The following is an 18,267-nucleotide window of genomic DNA, read 5'->3' on the forward strand; positions in this document are numbered from 1 at the left end:
CTTCAGAAAACGAACGAAACTTTAGCCTAGAAAGTAACTGCTGTTGCTGTACCGGTGATGGTTCCTGGCGTAATGGTTGGTTTTACAGGTTTAGCCGTTACCGTAACATCATGATCGGCCATCTGTGCACAATATTTATTGCCATTGATTACATAACCTACTTTTAAGCGATGCGTTTTTGTTCCAACTGTCGCCGGCGCCGATGGTGTATAATCTTTTGTTGTAGCACCTGATATAGCCGTTTCTACCCCGCCGGTTACGGTATACCATTGATAGGCCAGTGAGGTAATCGTTGGATCTTCAGGATTGGTCACTGCACCAACCTGGGCTAATGGACTTTCAAGACAGAAATTAGCTGGCGTAAAATCAACCACTAAAGGTTTAAGCACATACACCGGAATTTCCTGTAATTCTGACTCGCAAGATCCTGGTGTGGTTGATTTAGAACTTAAATAATAATAACCTGTGTTTAAATCGGCTGCCGCAATTTTATTTCCCGAAACTAAAGTAATACCGGTACTGGGTGTGGTGGTTTGCGTTGCGCTGTATTTAACAATCCAGTTTTCTCCGGATGGTGCAGCAGGTAAAGTAAGGTCAGACCCTTTGCAAAATAAACTTACGCCACTTGTGGTGGGTAATACCTGGGCCGATACTGTTGAAAATGTGCAGATTAACAGAAAGGTAATCGCTAAAATTGTTTTTGTAATTGAATTGTTCATGGGGACGATTTTTTTTGTTTGTTTAATTAATATTGTGATGAAGTGGGCACCAATACATGTGGTGCTGATGGTTTTGGATTTATTTTAATGTTAAAATTAATTTGCGTACTGCAACCCGCCGGATTTTTAATGGTCAATATGCCAGAATGAATCCCTAATGCTGCATTTGCAGGGATGCTAATCGGAATGTTTCCTGCGGGCAAAGGCTGGTTGTTAACCGGATCAAAACCTGCCGTATTCCAGCTAATGTTATAGGTTGTGGGGTTGTTTAATGCATTGGTGTAACTGAGCGATGAAGTGGTAAAACCCTGGCATATTTCAGGATCATTGCCTAAGGTTAAGTTGGGTAGTGCACTTACGGTGACGATAAAATCGGTTGTTTTCTCCACACAGCCTTTTGCGGTAGCCGTTATGGTGGCTGTCCCTGTAAATGTATTATCCCAGGTTACTTTTCCACTGTTTGCATCTATAATACCTGCCGCTAAAGGCAATATGGAATAAACGATGCTTGTGGCATTTGTTGCCGTTGCAACATAAGTATCAGTTCCGCTACCCGTACAACGTTTATCCGTTAATCCATTATTAAAAACCGGACTGCTTACATTTCCGTTTACGGTTATCTTTCCCGTTGTAGTGAATGGAGTTCCTGTAGTGTTGGAAACCGTATAAGTCATTGCCGGACCTGCTGTAGTTGGCGTGCCTGAAATGGTAAGTTTTCTAGTAGATGAATTATAGCTCGACGTTATTCCGGTTGGTAAACCTGTAACTTGAATACCGTTTGAGCCTGATGGAATATTGATGATGATATCGTCTATGGCTGTACCCACACAAACTTCTCTATCTTTAGAACCAGTTATGGTACTCACCGAGCTCTGATCGTTATTGGTTACCTGATCGGGTTGCGAGCCAGTAATCGTTGCTGTATTAATATTAGTTCCTGTTGTTACAACTTTTGCGGTGATGCTTAAGGAAATACTGGCATTACTGGCCAAATCGCCAATGGTCCATATACCTGAAATAGGATCGTAACTCGTGCCTGATGGCGCTACGCTAGATACATAAGTGAAACCACTGGGAAGCAGGTCGTTAACCGATACTCCAACCGCATTACCATTACCTAAATTTTCGGCCTTAAGCGTAAATACGACATTGCTGTTCAATTCCGGATAAGCTACATCAACCGTTTTAGTAATAGAGCGGTCGATATTACAAAGGGAAACCTTTAAGGGTAGAGAAGGTGCACTCAGTCCGCAATCTAAACTATAACTAACCGAATAATTACCCGAAGCACTAGCTACATAAGTATTGGAGTTTGCTCCATTTATCGGGCTTTCGTTAAGGTACCACTGATAATTGGAAGCATTGGGATTTGCTATAAGAGTTGCTGATGCGCAATTGGTTTGAGATACCAGTGGTTGATCGCCCTTTTCAGGGAAACGGGAAATAAAGTTCGACATCGAGAATCCATCACCTTGTTGCACCATCGAAACCGTGAGCCGCTCTGCACTGGTAATGGTGATTGCCTTTGGTGAGCCAATATCCGCTTTTGTAAAACTGATTAAATATAAGCCCGAAGTTCCCAGTGTTTTACGGTTTCCTATACCTGCTATACTTTCAATATCAGTATTGGTATAATTGGTTGTACCAAACTGGGTTGTGAGGTAGATTTTGGCCGTGCTTTTTGTAATGATGTAACCAAAATAAGATAAATCACTATTGTTATAATCGGTAAACTTATTGGTTTCAACTTTTTTAGATCCCGAACAGCTGGATATTGGTACCAAAGTAGCAACATCTACCTCGCAACCACCGCCGCCAGAAATACCAGCTGTACCTGAAAATACACCCACATTTTTAGTGGCTTCAATTCTTGAAGATGAATACCTCCCTGTATTTATGCCCGGCGGATTTGCCGCGCTATAGGTTCCGGAAACAAAACCATGCTCGAATGTTTTAAAATCGCCAGCTTGTGCCAGTGTAAAGTTAGTGGTAGTTTTCTGAGTACCGTTAAGGTCAAAACTGGTAACCGTAACCACGGTGTTAGCCTCTGTTGCAATCACTGTTGTTTGCTCGGCAGTTGAATTACCCTCGCCTCTAACCACTACATACTCCCGGCCTAGTGATGCTATTGGTGGAATTGGATTGTATGCACCATCTCCACAGCCTCCGGGAGCATCCAGATCTGCAGCGGTATTCATTACAGCAGCCCCTGAAGATTCTACCAAAGTTCCCATAGGCGCAGTAAATAAATAACTCTGTCCGGCATTTAATGTTGCCTTTGCTACACCAGCTATTTTAACAATCGTGTTATTTTCGGTAGCCATAATGCTATAGATCGGTGGATGTGTACTGGCAAGATTACCATTCCTATAGTAACCTACGCGGAAAGAGGTTCCGATTGCGGCATCACCAAAGCTGAAAAGAGAGGCATTACCCTTAATATCCGTATCCGTACCATTAGTTCCTAAATCATCTGATGCTACATTTCTTAAATTCACTGAAATAGATCCGGTAGCTTCTACTATTAATCCGGCTCCGGTTAGTACAGTGTTTAGCTGATGCGCAGGTACATCTTTAGGTAGTCCGGTAAAGCGATAAACAAAAGGCGTTCCCTGCACACAGGTAAAAGTGGTAACAACAGTACCGTCGCTTTTATATATTGTTCCGGTAACGGTTCCGATATCTGATGTAATCACAATTTCATTGGCCTTACTCCAATATTGCCAGGGGGCAGGCGCAATATAATGTTTAGTGTAACTAATTGCAGGTAAGTTTTTTATGGTTCTGGCACTAGCTTTTGAAGGAGAAGGGATTGGTAAATTGCTAAAGCCCGCGTTGGTTACGCTTTTAATTTCATGGCGCGCAAATGCAATATTTGCTGAGCATAGCAATATTAATCCCAGTAACCCGTTAAATAAAAACAGCAGAAAAGCCTTAATCATAAATAACCTGTTGTTAAACCCATATGTTGCTTAACATGGACCTAATCATTCATTAAAGGCTGATGGCGTTTTAATAAATTTTAGCATAATAAATCACTTGCCTATGTAGGTTAGGTTTGATTTATCGTGTAGTTCGAATGTGTCAGTTTGTTGGGTTCTTTGGTCGAAAGTAATTAAAAAAATGCACTAAAAATTACCCTCAATATTAATTTTTAATGCACTTTAAAGCTGTTTAAAGGCATTTTTTGCATAAAAATTAGCACCTGTATTTCTACTGATACACCTTTAATTAAAAACCGATTATCTTCTTTTAGATTATTAGAATTTGATTGATGGGTAACTGATTTGTAGTCAATTAATTATGATGCTGTAGCAAGTCTAAAACTACAGCGGAAAGCGTTTGTATGAGAAAAAATGATTTTTTTTATAAAAACTGGAAAATTAAAAGAAAATATGAGCTCATTTTTCGAGCCCAGATTGTTAATTTTCATTTCGAATAAACCAAAGGTTTATAATGATCTTGCGTTGGTAGTTGATCAGTTTTGTTTAGTTCACGCTAAAAAGTCAAACCGAAATTTCTTGACGTAACAAGGTATAATTCACCCCAGTTTAATTGAAGATTAATTTTAGTTGGTGTTGTCCGGCTCAGGCGTATTGGGCGTTTCATCTAAGGCTTCTATTCCGCAAGCTGCCCAGATAAATTTAAAAATATTTAGGAATTCACATTGGATATCCCTGTCAGATTGTATTTCGTTTTCCATGTTGTGCCGCTTTAATCTTTATCGAAACAAAGAAAGGCTGGTTTTGTGTTAACGAAGGTAATCCTTTAATGTAAGTTTACTGTTGTCTAAATGTTAAGGATCATGTTTTTAACCATTAACCGTTTCGGTGTAATATTGATTTAACTGGCTGACCTTATTCCGGAAAATCTGCCGGAACCATTGCTGGTAATGCGCACTAGCAATGCTTTCTGAATGTCCTTTGCTCAAAATGCCGGCAATCGTATCGGCCGCAAAAATGCCCGACATTGCAGACATCAATATTCCCTGACCAGATGAAGGATCTAATAGTCCTGCTGCATCGCCACATAAGAAAGTGCGATTGCTATAAACCTGATCGTATAATCTCCAGCGCATGCTATGCACTTGAATTGGAGAAACCAGCAGGGCATTCGATAAAACTGCCGGAACCTCGTAGACTTTGTTTTTAGTAGATGATACCTGTGTCCAGGTGCAATAATGATTAATTTCTGGTGCCAGCCATAGCCAGTTCTGCCTATCTTTCTGGAAAGATGTTTTTAAGCTGGCCATCAGCTTGCTATCGCTTATCCGGCTAAGTCCGCTCCAGCAAATAATTGGATTGGAAAAGTTGGTTTTACTGATTTTAAATAACTTGCCTGCCAGCTGCTCTTTACCGCTGCCATCGATCATAAATCTCGATCTGATCTGGCTTCCATTTGACATGCTTACCTCGATATAATCTTTTTCCCTTCTGATGGTTCTGATCTTTTCATCAGTTATGGTAGCTAATCCATAAGAAAGCGCAACCGCAAAAAGGCTTTTTACAAATCCAGGTTTATCGATATGAGTTCCGGTCCAGGCGCCATTTTCATCCCGCCCCAATTCCTGAAAAGATTCACCGTCATAAATCCGGGTATAACTACCTCTGGCATTTAAAGTAATTGCTTCATGGGCAGAAAGCATGTTCATAATCGTGTCCAGGCCAGGATGAACACTCTCAGCAGGTGTAGACTGAAAAGGATAATCCAGCCTGGTGATATCTTTGGTTATCATCACACAGGTCAAGTCCTGTTGCAAACAGCGTATGGCCGCAGAAATACCTGCGGTGCCTCCACCAATAATAATAACATCGTAACATTTTTCAGGCATACTTCCAATTGAGTTGAGGCTGGCCACCAAGATCTTTAGGGAGGAGTTTACACCAGGCTAAGCGATTTTGGGTAACCTGACAAATAACCAGGTAGTCAAAACCCATTCTTCTGCGTTTGCTATCAGGTGCTACCCAATGGTAAGTTTGCGGATCATCCTGTTTATCATATTGCGGTTGAGCGAACAAATAAAGATACCCGCTGCCTTGAATGCCGTCTTTTGCCTGTGTTGACCATTGTTTCGACAGGCCAATCAGATTGTCAGGTATGCCAATTCCAAGCGCGCCCGTGCCCCAATCGGATACTTTTTCAGCACTAATTAGCCAGTGTTTTGAAAATCGAAAGGTATTGCCCTCCACAGCGGTTTTACATTTTCTAAGGCATTCTATACGGGCCATCAATTCCTGGCAATCCATATTTCTGATTAAGGACATGTTGAATCCAACGGCAGGATTTAGCAGGTTTTCTACATAGTCAGCTCGCCCGATATCGGTAAAATTGATCTGGAAACTACCCTTAGTATATTCTAAAAAAGGACCTTGTTCTCCATCCCAGCCATAACATTCCTTAAGCTTCGTTCTGGGGTCAAAAAGCCCGGGATGCCCTTGATGGATGCCGATTTCCTCATCAAGTAACGGAATAGCTGTAGGCGGAACGGTTGTATCGGTTAAATGAAGTCCTTTTTTTTGTGGGGTAGGCAATGCCGATAAGGAACCTTGAAATGTTCTCGCCGCATCGGGCGAAGCCACAGGCCACATGCCATTGGCTGCCGCACAAAGTTTCATATCCTCTGGAAAGGGCGAACCCAATCCAAATGTGGCGAGAAAGGGATGATTTTTGTCATTATCCGGAGAAGAATAGGACGCTTCCCAGCCTGGGGCAAATACAAAAGCTGCGGTATCGGGCAGAAAACTGGTGGCCATATAATCACGTAACTCAGGTGATTGATATTTCGCATCACCCTCATAGTTGGCATTACAGGTTTTTCCCGCACTAGATACGATGGCCAGCATGGTATGTTGAAGCTGATAGGCATTAAGGTTTTCCTGAGCCGAAAATGCAGGCTTGCTTTGGTTAACAGGATCTACAATGGATGGGTTTGGCTGAAGACGGCAATAACTCAAATTTTCAATTCCACCTTCTAAAAAGCTGGTGTCAGTTTGATCATATTTAGTCAGGTCGTAACTATCGGCAAAAGGGAAGAAATCTGGTGCAGCAACAAGCGAATATGCCGGCAGGATTTTATCGTCGAGGTTTACCGCCGGGCTTCCCTTTATCTTACAGGAAATACTGCCTTCACAAATATTGTCTTCAAATAAGGCGGTTTTATAATTGCCATTTTTAATTTCAGATTCAAAATTACTGGTACCTGCGCCCATATTTTTATATTGCCGGGAATCTGCCGAGACTTTATTCCTGATGTTTAAAAACATGGGAACATTTCTGGGCGCATTAAACCGGGTGGCTTTTAAACTCGGATAAATTCCCTCCGTGAGGATGTAGTCAAGGATGTTTAAATTTTTATTTTCCAAAAGTTTAAGCGATGTATATCTTCTGTCAGACCTTAATCCTGTACCTTGCTTCGGTTTTACATTAATGCTTACAATTAATCCATCTTGTTTGGCAACTGATAATAATTTGGAAGGAAAAGAACTTACCAGCAAAGAAGAACCCTGCTTTTCAAGATCAACCAACTGGTTGTTGCTTGCAGGTTGTAAAGTTCCATCACTGCTCGATCTGCTTTTGCGAACAAATGGGGCTTCATTGGTTCGGTAAGCAGCAGACATGTCTACCTGTTTGCTAACAGCCAGTTTTCGTAGTTTTTCGTTCAGGTGTGTCTCGTAAAAAACAAGTTCCCCGCCGTTAATTAATAGGTCTGAGTTAAATACCTTACGAATGGGCTGTAAGAAGCTGCGTTGCCGGAATAATTTATAATCATCAGATTCTTCGCTGTAAAGTTTGACTGCCCTGCAAGGAACAACCTTTGCAATGAAAAGCCCAAATCTTGATGGTGTTACTGCTATTGCTTTCTGATCGATGCCGTCAGATGGGGCATTAATAAAACAACGTTTTTCGGCATCATAGTTTTTGCCATATTCGCCGATTCTCGAAATACCCGTTCTCGAAAAAACCAAATCGGCATAGGGTGCTTTATCGGGTGTTTTATACGCCGGACGGTATTCGTAGGCAAACATGGCCAGCACATAACCTGTCGGTAATTGGTTTAACGGGTATTTAAAGGTCTGTAACGAATAAATATAATCTTCCAGCTGATCAATTTGCTGGAGTGAGGGATATTGTGCAGGAGTAAATGGGACACCATCCAAAGTTGGACGTACCCGTGGACTGGCCAGTGCATGGTATAACAAACTCATCGAAGGGCGGCCAGCTTCAATCAAACACATCCCTGCAAAATCTTCAAATCCTGTTGGAGTACCGATGGGCTGGAAGGGCTGTGTCAATTTATGGGCAAGTTCAGTATCCAATTCATCGAGTTCAATGCCTGTGATATTTTTAAGATAGGCAATCCATTGATTGTTTTTCAACCATGCTAATAGTGAGATAAAATTTGCATGCACCACTGCAGGAGAGGTAGAGGATGTTAAAAATTCAAAAATATCATCCTCCTTCTTCGCCTGAGAGCTGGTTGCCAAAACTGCTGAAGGAACTGCGCCAGCGAGCGTCAAGCCAATTCCTAAGTCCTGAATAAATTTTCTGCGTTTCATTTAGTTGTTGGTTTAAGCGCGTTAGAGTTTAAATTTTAATGATGCCTGTGACTGAAAGTTGATCAGCATGATAACGAATAACAACGGTCTGTTCCGGTTTGTCTCCTGCATTATTCTAAGTTATCGTCAGGCATAACAGTAGTATGTATTGGTTAGGCCAATTTAACCAATGTGGTGCAGAATGCAAATACCCAATAGCCGGTATTTACGGTATTTTTTCGATACGGTACAAATGGATTTATACCCAGTAGCGGGTATTGGAATCTATCAGCTGTTCCGTTATATTTACGTATTCGATAACTGTTCACTTTTAATGTAGAAGCGTCACGTTATCTGCCGTTTAAGTGCTGTTTTCTTTTGAATTAATGTTACCAGTATATCCCCAAGCGGATTTTGTGCAGTGCCTTAGGGCGTATTTCATCTAAAACCTTTCAGCTCATGAATATCTCCATTGCAGATTTACATTGCCATCCTTCGATGAAACCTTACGGACGTAGCTTTCCCGATAGGATACCTGGTGCAGACCCTTTGGTAAAAGACTGCATATATTACTATGGTAATCCGCCCTTTGTTAAAAAGATTCTCAATAAAATTTTAGGTATCACCAGCTTTCCCCAGGCAGGTATTCAGGCACTTGAACAAGGAGGCGTCGGACTTGTTTTCTGTTCACTTTATCCTTTCGAAAAAGGATTTGTGCGGAAAAATGCCTTACCTGGTGATTTGGTTACAGATAGTGTAAATCTGGTTACTGGCATTGGAAAAGAACGCATACATTATATCCAGGATCAAAACAATGGGTATTTTACCGACCTCGAAAATGAATATGCTTTTTTAAAGGCTTTAGATGGAAGGGTATTCACCTTTGGATCGAAGAAACTTAGGTATGTATTATTAATTGATTTCCAGCATATCGCCCAGAGCACCGATGATGAGGTGTATACCGTGTACATTGGATTATCTTTTGAAGGGATGCATGCGCTTTACAATCGATTTGAGGATGTGGGAAGCGATGATCCTTTGGTAAAACAAAGTTTAATGGATAACCTGGCTAAGGTAAAAGCATGGCCACACTGCCCTTTGTTTGTTACTTTTGCCCATCATTTTTATAATGGTTTATGCGGGCATGCAGCTAGTTTAACCGATTTTTCTGTGAAACTGATCACCAATCAAAGTGTGATGCTTGGAACAGGTCTCAATGCATTGGGCAAGGATATGATCAGGGCTTTGTTGGCTAAAACAAACGGTAAGCGAATCCTGATCGACATTAAACATATGAGCGTTGCGGCCAGAAAAGAATATTTCGAACTTTTAGACGAGGAATATAAAAATGAGCACATCCCCATAATCGTTAGCCATGGTGCAATATGTGGCGACGAATATGCTTACAATTGGTTTTTAAGTGCAGATATCAACTTTTCTGATCGCGAAATTGTACGTATCGGGCAAAGTGAAGGGCTGTTCGGGATACAGTTAGATGAACGGCGTATTGCCAGTAGTCATGAAATTGCTCTCTTTAGAAAGCACCTTGGGACAGAGGCCATCTTGCTCCATGCGGCACTATTTGTGTGGCGGCAGATCCGTTATATGGCGGTGCTGCTTGATATCAATAGACTTCCGGCCTGGGATATCCAATGTTTGGGGAGCGATAATGATGGTATTGTTAATCCTATTGATGGGATATGGACTTCTGCTGACTTTGGATTGCTCAAAGACAGACTTCTTGTTCATGCAAATGCCTTTGTTGAAAATCCAGATTACAGCATGTCGATGCCAGGCAACCTCATATCAGGAGCGGAAATTGTAGAGAAGTTTATGAGCAGGAATATGCTCAGCTTTATGGAGAAAAATTTCAGGTAATCACACATTAACCTAAAGAAAATGATATGAACAACGATCTTGAAACCATGGACCCTAAGATAAAAAAAGAGCTTATCGGTAAACTGCTCAATAACAAAATTTCGGTTAGCGAACTCATTAAACTGCGGCCTGAAATTAATGAGTTTGATCTCTCTGAAATTATTCAACACATCTACGACCTTAATCTGGAGCAGGTACGGAAAATAGCGGCACTGGAACCCGTTATGGCTAAAGTAGATGCATTGAAAAACAGTCAGCGTAATACCCGTTTTATCAAAAAGGTAAAAAATAACTTTCGTAAACATACGGCCAAACATAATGGACTTAAAAACAGGGTGGTGGTAGTAGAGGGCGATTCTTGGTTTAATTACCCCATTCTTTTGAGCGATGTGATCGACTGGGTTTCTATGGAAGAGAATATGGCGGTTTATAGCCTGGCCTCAGGAGGCGACTGGCTGATGAATATGGTAAGTGCCAAAAAATATGTCGAACAGCTTTCTACGCTGCAACCGGATGTATTTATCATTAGTGGGGGAGGAAACGACCTGGTTGGAAACCGAAGGATAGCAGCCATGGTTACCCATAAAGGAGACTCTAATGAATTTGAAAATAGTGAATTCGCTAAATATCTGTATCAGAACGCGGCTAAGGCGCCCGATAATCCAGCAGATTTTAAGCGGGGCACCCAGTTCATATCTAAAGATTTTTATGCTTTGCTGGCTTTTTTTCAGCTTCAGTATTACTTTATTATAAATGGAATTCTCACCGGAGGTAAAGGAAAAGGTGAAAACGGGAAATTCCCGGGCATACAGATTATTACACAAGGTTACGATTACGCCATTCCCAGTGATAAAAAGATAGCCGGATATAATCCACTCAAATGGTACCGGTTGTTTGCACGAACTTTTCTCGGCCATGGCGGATGGCTAAAAACACCCTTACAACTCAGGGGAATTTACAATCCGGAAGATCAGCGAAAGATTGTTTATGCTATGATTTATCTCTTTAACGAAATGATGATCGATATCGGTCGCGTTTTTAGCGAAATGTTAGGGGAGAATCGGGTATTCCATATCGATTCAAGAGGGTCAGTTGGTCAAAACGGTTGGACAGATGAATTGCATCCATTACCTGCTCACTTTAAAAAAACAGCAGCAGCCTTTATCCATTGTATAAATTATCCGAATAAAAGCGGAAGTGCAGTTATCGAAGTGGTAAAACAGGAAGGAGGCCAGCGATGAAAAAGATATTGATTTTAGGATTGATCATCGTTTGTGCTGTGATGTCCTTTCAGGGAAACATCCTTCAGCGCTTTAGTGGGAAAGGAATTGTCAGCTTAGAGCTTGCCAATAAAGGTACAGGAGTAGAAATTATTGGGCTTTGGAGCGATACGCTTTATGGCGACCAGACACTTTTAAACCTGGCTCAAAAGAATACACACCTAGATTTTCTGTTTATTTTGGTATATGTGCTGCTGATCATGACTTTATCCAATGCGCAGATGCAAAGAGAAAAAACAAGCTGGCTAAATGAATTGCTGCGGCTTAATTTATTCCTGGCATTTTTGATTGGCGCACTTGATGTTATTGAGAACATCAGGTTACTCCACAGTTTTCATCACCCGGGAAATCTGGATGAATTTTGGCGAACAGATTTTATCGCATGGCCTAAATTTGTGATGGCTGGCTGGGTAATTCTGGTCTATCTTTTCTCCGTAATTAAGGGCTACTGGCGTAAGTGATTTTGGTTGTTGTGGATCATTAAGAAATTAAGATTATTGATGTAATTCTGGTCTAATGTTAAATAGCCCTGATCGCTTAGCAGCCCTGTGCTCCAGTAATCCATCGGGTCCGCTATCATTGACAGACCCTAATAGAATGATCGTCATTCCCGCGCAGGCGGGAATCTTATAGTTTATTAGATTACGATTCCTTAAAAATGTATTAATTCAATTCATTAAAATTCACTGTCATTCGTATTCATTTTTATATAAAGATGATGTTTGTAGGTTAACTTATGTAAGCTTATCGTCAATAAATCCAATTTATTCTTCATTCTGAAAATTACTCAAAAATGGTTTGGGACGGAGCCATTGTATTAAAAATCGTAATTTCTCTATCTAAATCTTTCTGTTAATTAACAATCCGTTCAAAAAAGTAGGTTTAATGTGCTGGTTGTATCAATAAATCATCTTTTGCTTGATTTAAACACAATTTCGCTCATCCAAACCTGAAGTTCAACTTCATTATAACTTCATAAATCTGTATTTATTTCGCTTTCGAATTAAATCATTGCGTAACCATAATTTATTGAAGTCAATTGGGTATCTGCACATCGGTTGTAGGCTACTTTTCATCATAAATTGGTTGCCAAGGGAAACTAATTAGAAAAAAAATAAATCAGATTAAAACCATTCAACAAAAAAAGATGAAAAGAGTTGTCATGTGCTTAGGCTTATGTACTTTGCTTTACGTAACGGGTTGTACTTCGAAGAAAGAAGAAAAAGAAGAAGTAGCTACTTATGCGGTAACCACGCCGTTAAAAATGGATACTTCGTTTACCAAAGAATATGTTTCGCAGATTAAATCTGTTCGGAATATCGAAGTTAGGGCCCAGGAAAAGGGTTATCTCCAAAATATTTATGTAGATGAAGGTCAGCATGTAAAAGCAGGCCAGCTGTTGTTTAAGATTATGCCTAAAGCAGCACAATCTGAGCTGTTAAAAGCACAGGCAGAAACAAAATCGGCAGAAATTGAATTAGAAAACACGAAACTATTGTCTGATAAAAACATCGTTTCTAAAAATGAACTGGCTATGGCTAAAGCCAAGCTGCAATCGGCAAATGCCGAAACTTCATTGGCCAAATTTCATTTATCCAATACCGAAATCAGGGCGCCTTTTGAGGGTACCATCGATCGTATTCCTTTAAAACTGGGTAGTTTGGTTGATGAAGGTGCATTATTGACCAGCCTCTCAGATAACAGTCAGGTTTTTGCCTATTTTAATGTTTCAGAGCCAGAATACCTGAACTACCAAAGTACAGCAAAAGCAAAGGGGCAGCAGGAAGTTAGCCTGTTATTGGCGAATAATGAGTTGTTGAAATCGAAAGGAAAAGTTGAAGTAATTGAAAGCGAATTTGATAACGAAACAGGAAACATCGCTTTCAGGGCCAGGTTTAACAATTCTGATAACCTATTGAGAAACGGTGAAACGGGCAAGATCCAAATGGTAGTGCCTTTAAAAAATGCCTTGGTAATTCCGCAAAAGGCTACTTATGATATTCAGGATAAAACTTATGTTTTTGTGATTGATAAAAACAATAAAGTACATTCCAGAGCAATCACCATCGCAGGCGATCTTCCTGATTTATACATTGTAGGTGATGGCATCACAACCGGCGACAAAATATTGCTTGAAGGTGTGCAGAAAGTTAAAGATGATGATAAAATCGCTTTCAAATTTCAGCAGCCTCAGGAAGTGATGAAACAATTAAGATTGAAAACAGAATAATCCAGCACCCTCCATACTTATTTTATGTTTAGTAAATTCATACAAAGGCCCGTCCTTTCTATTGTCATATCGCTTATCATTGTGTTTCTTGGGGTGTTGGCCATCAGCTACCTGCCTGTTACACAATTCCCTTCTATTTCGCCGCCTAAAGTTAATATTACGGCAGAGTACCCAGGGGCAAATAACGAATTGTTGATCAAATCGGTGGTTATTCCACTCGAACGTGCACTCAACGGTGTACCGGGCATGAAATATATCGCTTCTGATGCCGGTAACGACGGTGAAGCCTCTATTCAGGTGGTATTTAACTTAGGTACTGATCCGAATCAGGCCTCGCTCAATGTGCAGAACCGTGTAGCGGCTGTTACCAACAAACTTCCTCCTTTAGTGGTTCGTGAGGGGGTAAAAATCACCCGCGAGGAGTCTAACATGTTAATGTACATCAATTTGTACAGTAAAGACCCTAAAATGAACCAGAATTTCCTGTATAATTATGCCGATATCAACTTGCTTTCTGAGTTGAAAAGGGTTGATGGTGTAGGTTTTGCCGATATTTTGGGTGATAGGGATTACGCCATGCGGATCTGGCTTAAACCAGATCGTATGCAGGCCTATAAAATCTCTGTGGATGAAGTGATGAAAGCACTGGATGAGCAAAGTTTAGAAGCTTCTCCGGGTAAAACCGGCGAGAGTTCTGGTAAACGCTCTCAGGCTTTCGAATATGTGTTAAAATATTCCGGACGTTTTAGTACCAAAGAAGGGTATGAAAATGTGGTGCTAAGGGCCAGTGCAAATGGCGAATTACTGCGTTTAAAAGATGTGGCAGATGTAGATTTTAGTGCTTCTGCTTACAATTTATATTCTACCTTAAACGGAAAGGCTTCAGCAGCTATTGTATTGAAACAATCTTATGGTAGTAACGCCAGTCAGGTAATTAAAGATGTGAAAGCGAAAATGGCCGAGATCAAATCGAGCTCTTTTCCTAAAGGGTTGGATTATGAAGTAAGTTACGACGTTTCCAAATTCCTGGATGCCTCCATTGAAAAAGTGATTCACACCCTGGTTGAAGCCTTTATTTTGGTGGGTTTGGTGGTGTTCCTGTTCCTTGGCGACTGGCGGTCAACGCTCATTCCGGCTATCGCTGTTCCGGTATCCTTAATCGGAACCTTTGTGTTTATGCAGTTCTTCGGTATTACGCTCAACCTGATTACCTTGTTCGCCTTAGTATTGGCCATTGGGGTAGTGGTAGATGATGCGATTGTGGTAATTGAAGCGGTGCATGCCAAGATGGAGCACAACAGGAAGCTCTCCGTGCTGAAAGCTACGCAACAGGCTATGAAAGAAATTGGTGGGGCAATTATCGCCATTACCTTTTTAATGGCATCGGTATTTATCCCGGTTGCTTTTATGTCGGGGCCGGTGGGTATTTTCTACCGTCAGTTCTCGATCACCATGGCAACGGCAATTATCCTTTCGGGTATTGTGGCATTAACACTAACCCCGGCATTATGTGCCATCATGTTGAAGAATAATCATGGATCGAAGAAAAAGAAAACGATTATCGATCGCTTTTTAGACGGTTTCAACAATGGTTTTGCTAAACTTTCGGGTAAATATGAACTGGTATTAACCAAGGTAGTAAGTCGCAGGATCTTAACTTTTGGAATCCTGATCGCCTTTTGTTTAGGTGTTTGGGGATTAAGTGGAAGTGTGCCATCAGGTTTTATTCCGAATGAAGATCAGGGGATGGTGTACGCCATTATCCAAACCCCTCCGGGATCTACTTTAGAACGTACTGATCAGATTTCAGAGAAACTGCAGAAAATGTGCGAAGATATTGATGGTGTAAAATCCGTTTCATCTCTGGCCGGATACGAAATTCTAACAGAAGGTACCGGATCGAATTCGGGTACCTGTTTAATCAACCTGAAAGATTGGAGCGAGCGTAAACACTCGGCCGTAGAGATTATTGAGGAGCTTGAAGAGAAATCCAAATCTATTCCAGGTGCAACCATCGAATTTTTCCAGCCACCAGCTGTTCCTGGGTATGGTGCTGCGGGCGGTTTCGAGCTTCGTTTACTCGATAAGGCAGGTAGCGGCGATTATAAAAAAATGGAAACTGTTGCCAACGATTTTGTAAAAGAGCTGAATAAACGTAAAGAACTATCATCGGTATTTACTTTTTACAGTGCAAGTTTCCCTCAGTACATGTTAGATGTCGACAACGATATTGCGCAACAAAAAGGGGTGAGTATTGATAATGCCATGAATACGCTATCAACTTTTGTAGGGAGTAATTATGAAACCAGTTTTATTAAATACGATCACCAGTATAAAGTAATTGTACAGGCATTGCCTCAGTACAGGGCCTTACCAGAAGATATTTTAAAACTTTCGGTTAAAAACGACCGCGATGAAATGGTGCCTTTCTCGGCCTTTATCAAAATGCGGAAAGTGTACGGTTTATCTGAGATTACGAGACACAACATGTACAATGCCTCGGAAATCAGCGGACAATCTGCTCCTGGTTACAGTTCTGGTGAAGCCATCAAAGCCATTACTGAAGTTGCCAAGAAGTCACTTCCAAGAGGATTCGGTATCGACTGGGCGGGTATTTCAAAAGATGAAGTATCAAGAGGCAACGAAGCTATTTATATCTTCCTGATCTGTTTAGGGTTCGTTTACCTGGTGCTCGCAGCCCAATACGAAAGTTTTATCCTGCCACTTTCTGTGATCCTTTCTTTACCTGCCGGTATTTTTGGCGCTTTCTTGTTCCTGAAATTATTGGGATTGGAAAACAACATTTATGCGCAGGTGGCGATGGTGATGTTGATTGGCTTACTCGGCAAAAACGCCGTATTAATTGTGGAGTTTGCTGCACAACGGCATGCCCAGGGTGCATCGGTATTAAAAGCAGCAATGGAAGGTGCAAGTGTACGTTTCCGCCCGATTTTAATGACCTCTTTTGCCTTTATTGCAGGTTTAATTCCTTTAATGATTGCTTCCGGACCAGGGAAAATCGGTAACAGAACGATTGGCTCGGCTGCTGCCGGTGGTATGCTTTTCGGTACCATTTTCGGCGTGGTGATTATTCCCGGATTGTATTATGTATTTGGAACAATAGCAGCCAGGCACAAGCTGATCAAAATTGAAGAAGAACATCCATTAACTGAAGAAGTAGAAGATAATGTTTAAGAATAATATTTATAAAGGCCTTGGTTTAGTGCTGATATGCGCCGCATATACTGCCTGTAGATTACCAGAAGTGGCCCAACGCACCGAAAATAAAAATGTTCCTGTGGCCTTTGGTAGCGCGCAGGATACTGTAAGTACAGCCAGTATACAATGGCGTAAGTTTTTCACCGATCCAAATCTGGTCAACCTGATCGATACAGCATTGAAAAATAACCAGGAGCTGAATATTACGCTGCAGGATATCGAAATTGCGAAAAACGAAATCAAAGCGAAAAAAGGAGAGCTCTTGCCAAGTGTAAACTACCGTGTTGGCGCTGGTCTGGATAAAGTTGGCCGTTACACCAGTTCGGGTGCCGGCGATGCTTCAACAGAAATTACACCGGGCAAAGAAGTTCCTGAAATATTGCCGGATTATACTTTTGGTTTGCAAGCCAATTGGGAAGCCGACATCTGGCACAAATTACGCAATGCGAAAAAAGGAGCTATAAGTCATTATTTAGCGACAGTAGAAGGTAAAAATTTCGTAGTAACCAATTTAATTGCGGAGGTTGCAAATTCATATTACGAGCTGCTGGCTGCCGATAATCAGTTAGAGACGGTGAAAAAGAACATTGAGCTGCAGAAAAACGCCTTAGAACTGATGAAAATCCAGAAAGAGGCCAGTAGGGTTAACGAACTTGCCGTGCGTAAATTTGAGGCTGAAGTGTTAAGCTCTAAGAGCCTGGAATTCGATATTCAACAGAACATTACCGAAACGGAGAATAAAATTAATTTCCTGCTAGGCCGTTTTCCTCAGCTCATTATAAGGGATAAATCGAGTTTTACTGACCTGGTACCACCAACCGTTCAAACAGGTTTACCTTCACAATTATTAGCCAACCGACCCGATATTAAACAGGCGGAGTTAGAACTCGCTGCGGCTAAATTAGATGTTAAAGTGGCTAAAGCTCAGTTTTATCCTTCTTTGGGTATTTCGGCAACTATTGGTTATCAGGCATTTAATCCATCGTATTTATTAAGAACGCCAGAATCTTTAATCTATTCATTAGCAGGAGATTTGGCTGGACCGCTAATTAACCGCAACGCCATTAAAGCGGAGTATTTAACCGCAAATGCAAAACAATTGCAGGCCGTTTACGATTACGAAAAAACGATTCTGAACGGTTATATAGAAGTGGCCAACCAGATGTCGAAGATCAGTAACCTGCAAAAAAGCTACGATCTAAAATCGAAACAGGTCACTGCACTAACCCAGTCGATCGATATTTCTAACGATTTGTTTAAATCGGCAAGGGCTGATTATTTTGAGGTATTGATGACCCAGCGCGATGCTTTGCAATCGAAGTTAGAGTTGATCGAAACCAAAAAACAGCAGTTAAATGCTGTAGTCGATATTTATCACGCCCTTGGTGGGGGATGGAATTAGAAGA

Annotated in this window: 10 protein-coding genes; 6 read left to right on the forward strand and 4 right to left on the reverse strand. The window is 41.1% G+C overall.

Features of this window, described 5'->3' with window-relative positions:
* Nucleotides 1-26: 26 nt before the first annotated feature.
* From CA265_06835 to CA265_06850, 4 genes are all read right to left on the reverse strand, one after another.
* Nucleotides 27-719, reverse strand: coding sequence for a hypothetical protein (locus CA265_06835; protein ARS39382.1), 693 nt, complete (start codon nucleotides 717-719; stop codon nucleotides 27-29).
* Nucleotides 720-745: 26 nt separating this feature from the next.
* Nucleotides 746-3,661 (reverse strand): hypothetical protein, encoded by a 2,916-nt coding sequence (locus tag CA265_06840; GenBank protein ID ARS39383.1) that lies wholly within the window; start codon nucleotides 3,659-3,661, stop codon nucleotides 746-748.
* Nucleotides 3,662-4,530: 869 nt separating this feature from the next.
* Entirely contained in the window at nucleotides 4,531-5,550 is a 1,020-nt protein-coding gene (locus CA265_06845) for a hypothetical protein (protein ID ARS39384.1), read from the reverse strand.
* Nucleotides 5,543-8,275 (reverse strand): hypothetical protein, encoded by a 2,733-nt coding sequence (locus CA265_06850; GenBank protein ARS39385.1) that lies wholly within the window; start codon nucleotides 8,273-8,275, stop codon nucleotides 5,543-5,545. Before CA265_06850 ends, CA265_06845 begins: the two co-directional genes overlap by 8 nt.
* A gap of 477 nt (nucleotides 8,276-8,752) precedes the next feature.
* Here CA265_06850 and CA265_06855 point away from each other — a divergent pair, with 477 nt between their 5' ends.
* The 6 genes from CA265_06855 to CA265_06880 all read left to right on the forward strand — a co-directional run bounded on the left by CA265_06855 (nucleotide 8,753) and on the right by CA265_06880 (nucleotide 18,263).
* Nucleotides 8,753-10,132: a hypothetical protein gene (locus tag CA265_06855; protein ID ARS39386.1), complete on the forward strand. Its 1,380-nt coding sequence runs from the start codon at nucleotides 8,753-8,755 to the stop codon at nucleotides 10,130-10,132.
* Between the two features lie 26 nt (nucleotides 10,133-10,158).
* Nucleotides 10,159-11,373 carry a hypothetical protein gene (locus CA265_06860; GenBank protein ID ARS39387.1) on the forward strand — a complete coding sequence of 405 codons (1,215 nt, stop codon included), beginning with the start codon at nucleotides 10,159-10,161 and terminating at the stop codon, nucleotides 11,371-11,373.
* A 41-nt stretch (nucleotides 11,374-11,414) separates the two neighbouring features.
* A complete protein-coding gene (locus tag CA265_06865) occupies nucleotides 11,415-11,873 on the forward strand; it encodes a hypothetical protein (protein ID ARS39388.1) in 459 nt (152 codons plus the stop codon).
* Between the two features lie 686 nt (nucleotides 11,874-12,559).
* The gene (locus tag CA265_06870) at nucleotides 12,560-13,642 is read left to right on the forward strand and encodes an efflux transporter periplasmic adaptor subunit (GenBank protein ARS39389.1); all 1,083 of its coding nucleotides are present in this window, start codon (nucleotides 12,560-12,562) and stop codon (nucleotides 13,640-13,642) included.
* A 24-nt stretch (nucleotides 13,643-13,666) separates the two neighbouring features.
* Nucleotides 13,667-16,837, forward strand: coding sequence for a hydrophobe/amphiphile efflux-1 family RND transporter (locus CA265_06875; protein ID ARS39390.1), 3,171 nt, complete (start codon nucleotides 13,667-13,669; stop codon nucleotides 16,835-16,837).
* On the forward strand, nucleotides 16,830-18,263 hold the full coding sequence (locus tag CA265_06880; GenBank protein ARS39391.1) for an RND transporter: 1,434 nt from the start codon (nucleotides 16,830-16,832) through the stop codon (nucleotides 18,261-18,263). Before CA265_06875 ends, CA265_06880 begins: the two co-directional genes overlap by 8 nt.
* Nucleotides 18,264-18,267: the final 4 nt, after the last annotated feature.

Source organism: Sphingobacteriaceae bacterium GW460-11-11-14-LB5 (assembly GCA_002151545.1).
Taxonomy (GTDB): Bacteria; Bacteroidota; Bacteroidia; order Sphingobacteriales; family Sphingobacteriaceae; genus Pedobacter.